The sequence below is a fragment of the Butyricimonas muris genome (assembly GCF_046365375.1).
Classification (GTDB): Bacteria; Bacteroidota; Bacteroidia; order Bacteroidales; family Marinifilaceae; genus Butyricimonas; species Butyricimonas muris.
Genome location: NZ_JBKEIT010000003.1, coordinates 549,378 through 556,521, shown reverse-complemented (window position 1 = coordinate 556,521; position 7,144 = coordinate 549,378). Strand labels below are relative to the sequence as shown.

General features: G+C 42.8%; 6 protein-coding genes. 5 read left to right on the top strand and 1 reads right to left on the bottom strand.

Translation table 11 applies throughout. The annotated features are described in order from the left end of the window. Positions 1-296 precede the first annotated feature (296 nt). Genes ACK8P8_RS07855 through ACK8P8_RS07840 form a run of 4 tightly spaced genes read left to right on the top strand, consistent with a single transcriptional unit; the run spans position 297 to position 4,073 of the window. On the top strand, positions 297-1,202 hold the full coding sequence (locus tag ACK8P8_RS07855; RefSeq protein WP_410025734.1) for a DUF6268 family outer membrane beta-barrel protein: 906 nt from the start codon (positions 297-299) through the stop codon (positions 1,200-1,202). A gap of 38 nt (positions 1,203-1,240) precedes the next feature. Then, positions 1,241-2,314, top strand: coding sequence for a sensor histidine kinase (locus ACK8P8_RS07850; RefSeq protein ID WP_410025733.1), 1,074 nt, complete (start codon positions 1,241-1,243; stop codon positions 2,312-2,314). Next, the gene (locus ACK8P8_RS07845) at positions 2,305-3,357 is read left to right on the top strand and encodes a sensor histidine kinase (RefSeq protein ID WP_410025732.1); all 1,053 of its coding nucleotides are present in this window, start codon (positions 2,305-2,307) and stop codon (positions 3,355-3,357) included. The genes ACK8P8_RS07850 and ACK8P8_RS07845 overlap by 10 nt, the downstream gene beginning before the upstream one ends. Next, positions 3,354-4,073 (top strand): LytR/AlgR family response regulator transcription factor, encoded by a 720-nt coding sequence (locus ACK8P8_RS07840; RefSeq protein ID WP_410025731.1) that lies wholly within the window; start codon positions 3,354-3,356, stop codon positions 4,071-4,073. Before ACK8P8_RS07845 ends, ACK8P8_RS07840 begins: the two co-directional genes overlap by 4 nt. Before the next feature lie 49 nt (positions 4,074-4,122). Here ACK8P8_RS07840 and guaA read toward each other — a convergent pair whose 3' ends face one another. Then, positions 4,123-5,652 carry a glutamine-hydrolyzing GMP synthase gene (gene guaA / locus ACK8P8_RS07835; protein WP_410025729.1) on the bottom strand — a complete coding sequence of 510 codons (1,530 nt, stop codon included), beginning with the start codon at positions 5,650-5,652 and terminating at the stop codon, positions 4,123-4,125. A gap of 106 nt (positions 5,653-5,758) precedes the next feature. Here guaA and ACK8P8_RS07830 point away from each other — a divergent pair, with 106 nt between their 5' ends. Then, entirely contained in the window at positions 5,759-7,105 is a 1,347-nt protein-coding gene (locus ACK8P8_RS07830) for a sodium-dependent transporter (RefSeq protein WP_410025728.1), read from the top strand. Positions 7,106-7,144: the final 39 nt, after the last annotated feature.

Sequence of the window (7,144 nt, the reverse complement as noted above, 5' to 3'; positions counted from 1 at the left end):
TATAATGAAAGAAAACATGGAAAACAAGAATACCTGTTGATTTTTAAATGCACGATAAAAGGAGGGTGAGAAATCACCCTCCTTTTTGTAATCTAATATTTCACTTTAATTCACTGCAAGGTGGTATATAAATACCTTACCATAGGATAACCGTGGGAATATAATAGTATCTCCCATTAATAAGAAAAACGACCAAAACAACAATTTGCTCTACTTAATACCCCATTTCGTCTACTATCCCGTTTTGCTGTTTGATTCTATTTTACTTTTACGGCGTAAACAAAAAATAATCATTTATGAAAACGAGCTTATATTGTCTGATCTTCTTTATGTCGTTTGTATTCTCGAAAGCAAACGCCCAAATCAACCTCAAAACGGAATATATTTCGACATCGACATACAAAGGTAAGGATGACCACCACCCGCGTGCAAAAGGTGACTTAAAAGTCATTCAAGGAGGTTTTCACGTCCCGCTCTTTGTCAAGATGAATGAAAACAATCGTCCCACGGCTTGGACTATCGGGTGTAGCGGATCGTACGCCTCCTTGGGTAATAAAAATCTCTCTCGGGAACTCTGTCCGACGAATATATTAAACCTCCAGATCGGATTGGTACACACGAGGCCGCTTAACGCCGGATGGTCCGTGCTGGCAACTGTCGGGGCAGGTCTTTACATGGATAGCGACAACCTTTCGAAAGCGAGATGGAATAATATATTGGGACAAGGTGGTATTATATTTATCCGACACCTGCGACCGAATTTGGATCTTGGTGCCGGAGCTGCTTTAAATAATACCTTCGGTTTTCCCATGCTTTTCCCGGCACTCTACCTAAAATGGAGTCTGGATGGACGCTACGAGGTCAAAGTTGCCTTGATAGATGCTATTCAAGCATCCGTTGGGATGAAACTAAACAATCTCTTGAAATTAAGGTTGATGGTCGAGATGAACGGAATGCTTGCCTTAACCGAAAAAGAAGGGAAAAAGATGTATTTCACACAACAATATACAGTGATCGGATTGCAACCGGAACTAACTCTGGGCAAATCATTCGTTATTCCTCTAACGGTAGGTATCGCCCCTTATCGCGAAGCAACTTACTCGAAAAGGAGTTTAAAAGACGTTTTCTCGGATGATGACGAAACCAACCCTCATTTCAAATTTGGGTTTTATTGCTCACTGGGAATTTCGTGGAGATTCTGAAAAAAAATCCTTAACTTTATCCACTAATTCACCTATCAATGCCAACGCAGGATACCTACAAATACGGTAATCAATTTTGGGAAAAATTCTTGATTCATCCGAGATTCAGAATTATCAGACATCTGATTATCCTGTTTCTGCTTGGTATTATTGTTTTGAAAATCTTCTTTGAAGAATACGGTATTTTCTTCGGTTTAAACACCCTCACGATAATAAATGTATGTATGGTATTGCTGTTTTGGGGGCTTATCTGTTTGAATATCTATATTCTAATTCCCAATTATCTGTACAAGGGAAAATATGGAATATATCTTTTTTACCTGTTTATCACGATTATGTCATTATTGTTGGTTATGACCGGCGTAATTATTTTTTCTAAAGAATATTTTCCTGCATTTTACGAGATCGCTTATCCCGGTAACGGCTTCCTCTCCTTTTATTTCGCTAATTTTCTGGGTATCTTTTTCTATATCTCTGCTGTATCCATAACCATCTTTCTACAACGCTGGATAGCGCATAACCGACAATTGCAAGAATTAGAAAAAAACAAGGTACAAACCGAACTTACCCGTTTACGGGATCAGATACAGCCTGATTTTTTATCCCGGATGCTAAACACTGCCAACGTGCTGGCAAAGAAAGACGCGGACAAGGCATCTACATTATTACTTCAACTCAGCCACCTGCTTCGTTATCAATTATATGACAGCACACGGGAAAAGGTATTATTAAGCGCAGAAATCTCTTTTATCAAAGACTACATGAACTTGGAAAAATTACATGATGATAATTTCACTTTCCACATAAGTGCCGAGGAAACAATAGATCATGTATTAGTACCTCCCCTGTTATTTATCCCGATCGTGGAACTGGCGATTCGGAATCACGCCAAATACAGATCGAGTGAACCCGATCACATTTATATGCTTTTTCGGGTAAATGAAGAAAAGTTATATTTCGCGTGTATTTACCCGGAAGATTACAGTAGAAATAATGACAGCAAACTGGAGAACTTACGTCAAAGACTTCACCTGTTATACGGTGATGAATTCCAACTGGAAGCAAAACAAGGAGATAAAAATCACGTAATCAGCTTACAAATATGTCTATAAAAAACTATTTTCCCTTGAACTTTTTGCAGCACGCGAATTTCAATCAGGTAAGGAACATCATCACTTTTCTGATTATCCTCTTTTTCGCGTACCAGAACGTGAGTGATAATTTTACCGGAACCGGTTTATTTTATTCATACGGTATAAGCTTGATACTATTCATGTTTCCCACTTACATAAATTTGTACGTCCTTATCCCGAAACTATTATTGAAAAATAAATTTCCTCTTTACATCGGCGGATTGCTGGCGAGTATCATGATCGGTCTGTTTATCTACTCTCCCGTCGTCAGTTACATTTTCGAGGAATACGGGGTAGCAACGGATATTATTAAAAACGAGAGTCCTTACTCCTTCCTCAATCTCATGTATGCCATTATCGTTATCGGGATGATCGCGCTGGGAACGACAAGTATAGAACTGTTTCGGCAATGGATAAATTACGACAGGCTGATCTCGGAACTTGAAAAGACCACCATGCAAACCGAATTGCAACAACTGAAAAACCAGATAAACCCTCACTTCCTGTTCAACATGCTCAATAGTGCCAATATTCTCGTGAAGGATAACCCGGAGGAAGCCTCCCGTCTATTGACCAAACTGGACGATATGCTACGTTACCAGTTGAATGACAGTACCCGCCAAGAAGTGTTTTTAAGCGCGGACATTCACTTCCTGACGGGTTTTCTCGAACTGGAAAAGATGCGGCGGGATAACTTCGAATACGTGATCTCGAAAGAGGGTGACGTGAATAACGTGAAAGTCCCGCCGCTTCTCTTTATCCCTTTCGTTGAAAACGCGGTGAAACATAACACGGATAGCGAGAAATTATCATATATTTACCTCCGTTTCCGGGTTGAACAAGGGTACGTGAAATTTACTTGTGAAAACTCCAAACCCACGATTCCCGTGAAGAAAGAAAGCGGGGGCTTGGGGTTGGCGAACATTCGCAGACGACTGGAATTACTGTACGGGGAAAATTACTCGCTTGAGATTGACGAAACGGAAACGAAATATTGTGTTTATTTACACTTGAAATTATGAAATGTATCATTGTTGACGATGAACCTATCGTGCGGAAAGGTATACGGTCTTTGGTGGCTCGTGTCCCGGAACTGGAATTGTTGGAGATGTTCAATAACGCCTCGTCCGCGGCGGACTATCTGACCAATCACCCGGTAGAACTAATCTTTCTGGATATCCAGATGCCCGGAGTGACAGGTATCGAATTTGCCCGTGATGTACCGAAAACCACGTTGATTATATTCACCACCGCCTACACGGAATTTGCCCTCGACAGTTACGAGGTGGACGCCGTTGATTATCTGGTAAAACCTATTGAATTCGAGCGTTTCCGGAAAGCTGTCGACAAAGCTCTTAATTACTATTCCCTCTTGACGAACGGTGAAAAAGAAGATATAGAACAGGTAGAAGATGATTACTTGTTTGTGAAATCGGAACGTCGGTATTTCAAAGTTAATTTTGAAGATATCCTTTTTATCGAAGGCTTGAAAGACTACGTCATATTGCAACTGACGGATCAACGGGTAATAACGAAAATGAGTTTAAAAGCCATACACGAACAACTGCCCCGACACACGTTTTTCAGAATAAACAAATCGTATATCGTGAACACGCTTCATATCAATTCTTTTGACAATAACGACGTTTTCATCCGCATGCACGAAATTGCCATTGGCAATAATTACCGGGAGGAATTCTTCGACAAATACGTCATGAAAAAGAAAAACAGGAAATAAACATACCCAAGACAAGCATAAAAAAAGCGCCCCGAAAGGCGCTTGTATATTATTCCCACTCGATGGTGGCTGGTGGTTTTGAACTAATGTCATAAACAACCCGGTTGATACCCCGCACATTATTTATGATTCGGTTGGAAACCTTTGCCAAGAACTCATAAGGCAAATGACACCAATCGGCAGTCATTCCGTCCGTCGATTCCACGGCACGCAAGGCAACCACGCTCTCGTAAGTGCGTTCGTCCCCCATAACCCCGACACTCTTGATCGGTAACAGAATAGTACCCGCTTGCCATACTTTATCATACAATCCTTCTTCTTGAAGCATGGATATGTAGATATGGTCGGCTTCTTGCAACAATGTCACTTTCTCTTTCGTGATCTCACCCAATATACGGATAGCAAGTCCCGGACCGGGGAAAGGATGACGTTTCAAAAATTTATCCGCTAAACCGAGGCTTTTACCCACGCGGCGAACTTCATCTTTAAACAATAAACGCAAGGGTTCTACCACTTTAAGTTTCATGTAGTCAGGTAATCCTCCCACGTTATGATGAGATTTAATGGTCTGTGACGGGCCATTCACCGACGATGATTCAATCACGTCCGGGTAAATTGTACCTTGTCCCAACCATTTGGCATCTTCTACCTTGTGTGATTCCTCGTCAAACACGTCCACGAAAGTGGCACCGATAATTTTGCGCTTCGTTTCCGGATCCTCGACTCCCGCCAGACGGGACAGGAAAAGATCACCGGCATTCACACCAATGACGTTCAATCCTAATTCCTTGTAATTTTCAAGCACGGACGAGAACTCGTTTTTCCGCAACAATCCGTTGTCAACAAATATGCAGACAAGATTTTTACCGATAGCCCGGTGTAATAACATGGCTGCCACTGTGGAATCTACTCCCCCCGACAAACCCAATATTACCCGGTCTTCGCCTATTTTTGCTTTCAATTCGGCTACCGTGGTTTCGATAAAAGAATCCGGAGTCCAGTCTTGTTTACAACCGCAGATATCAACCACGAAATTCTTCAGCAACGCGGTTCCTTCCGTACTGTGATACACCTCCGGGTGGAACTGAATACCGTATGTATCCTCTCCTTCTATCCGGTACGCGGCATTCTCCACGTCGACCGTGCTTGCCACTACCGTGTAATGTGACGGCAATACCTCGATCGTATCCCCGTGCGACATCCATACCTGTGAATGTTGGCTGATATGTTTGAAAAGCGGGCAACCGTTATCCACGTAAGACAAATTTGCCCGACCGTACTCTCTTTTGTTGGAGGCTTGTACTTCCCCACCGAAATAATGAGCCAGATATTGAGCCCCGTAACACACTCCCAGCAACGGCAGTTTCCCCTTGATGGAAGACAAATCCGGTCGCGGAGCCTTCTCGTCACGCACGGAGAAAGGACTTCCCGAAAGAATAACTCCCTTCACGGAAGCATCGAGTGCCGGATAATGGTTAAAAGGATAAATCTCGCAATAGACATTCAATTCTCGCACGCGTCTCGCGATCAATTGCGTGTATTGAGAACCGAAATCAAGTATTAAAATCTTCTCTTGCATGTGAATCGCTTATTTTATTTTGACGCGAAGATAGTTTTTTTCTATACAAAATGCTAACTTACACTCCGGAAACTCGTAATATTTGTTAACTCAAAATAATTTAACCATGCACAACACCAGAGATAGTTTTGGTTCCAAGTTCGGGGCTATTGCCGCACTGGCCGGTTCGGCAGTCGGATTAGGTAATATATGGAAGTTTCCCTATGAAGCCGGGAATAACGGTGGCGGGGCTTTTTTGCTCGTGTACATATTTTTTACCGTTGCTATCGGACTCCCGGTCATGCTTTCGGAGTTCGCACTCGGTAGATATTCCGGTCGGAATGCTTTCGGGACATTTGATCGGTTGGAACCGAAAACACCTTGGCGTTATTTTGGAATCCTCGTGTTATTGGCCGCCACGATGATTCTTTCTTTTTATGGCACGGTTGCCGGGTGGACGTTGGAATACGTGGTTAAATCCCTCTCTTTCTCGTTCCATTCAAGCGCCGATATTGATTTGAATAACTTGTTCAACAGCTTTATTTCCAACCCGTACAAGCCGGTATTCTGGCAAATTATATTCATGGTACTTACCGGATTTATCGTGTTGGCAGGGGTAAAAAAGGGTATCGAAAGATACACGAAACTCATGATGCCCTTACTCTTCATACTAATCGTGATTTTAGGTATCCGGGCATGCACGCTGGACGGTGCCATGGAAGGAATAAAATTCCTGTTTTTACCCAAGTTCTCGGAACTCACCTCTCAAGGGGTACTCTCTGCACTGGGACAAGCGTTTTTCTCCTTGTCAATCGGCATGGGTGTCCTATTGACTTACGCTTCATACATCAAGAAAAGTGAAAATCTAACCTCGATATCGTTACAGGTTATCTGTGCCGATACCCTAATCGCCGTGCTGGCAGGCGTTGCCATATTTCCTGCTGTATTCGCCTTTAATATCGCACCCAATTCCGGTCCGGGACTCGTGTTCCTCACCTTGCCCCAAGTGTTCCAGAGTATGGCATTCGGGCAATTGTGGGCTATTTTATTCTTCGTACTGCTGACAATGGCTGCATTGACGTCCTCGATATCATTGCTCGAAGTGATTGTCGCTTTTTTCGTGGAAGAGAAACACATCAGCAGGCGTAAGGCAACCATTATTTCAACCGTTATCGTGACTGTTTTCGGCATCTTGTGTACTCTATCGTTCGGTCCTTTAAAAGACATTCAGATAGGGAGCCGCTCTATATTCGGGATATTTGATTTTATCAGTTCCAATATCCTGCTCCCCGTCGGCGGCATACTCATATCCATCTACGTGGGGTGGCGATTCGATCGCCGTTTGTTGATTGCCGAGTTGACGAATGACGGGCAATTGAAGTTATGGTTGATAAAACCTCTGGTTTTCGTGCTGAAATACGTGGCGCCCTTGTTTATCTTGGTTATACTTTTGCATTCTTTGGGGGTATTCTAATCCTATAGAATACCGGGGCAAAACGGTTCGTGCATCGCC

Bases quoted from the DNA above. Each gene is read 5' to 3' on its own strand.
- ACK8P8_RS07845 (WP_410025732.1), top strand. From the start codon at position 2,305: ATGTCTATAAAAAACTATTTTCCCTTGAACTTTTTGCAGCACGCGAAT.
- guaA (WP_410025729.1), bottom strand. From the start codon at position 5,652: ATGCAAGAGAAGATTTTAATACTTGATTTCGGTTCTCAATACACGCAA.
- ACK8P8_RS07850 (WP_410025733.1), top strand. From the start codon at position 1,241: ATGCCAACGCAGGATACCTACAAATACGGTAATCAATTTTGGGAAAAA.
- ACK8P8_RS07830 (WP_410025728.1), top strand. From the start codon at position 5,759: ATGCACAACACCAGAGATAGTTTTGGTTCCAAGTTCGGGGCTATTGCC.
- ACK8P8_RS07855 (WP_410025734.1), top strand. From the start codon at position 297: ATGAAAACGAGCTTATATTGTCTGATCTTCTTTATGTCGTTTGTATTC.
- ACK8P8_RS07840 (WP_410025731.1), top strand. From the start codon at position 3,354: ATGAAATGTATCATTGTTGACGATGAACCTATCGTGCGGAAAGGTATA.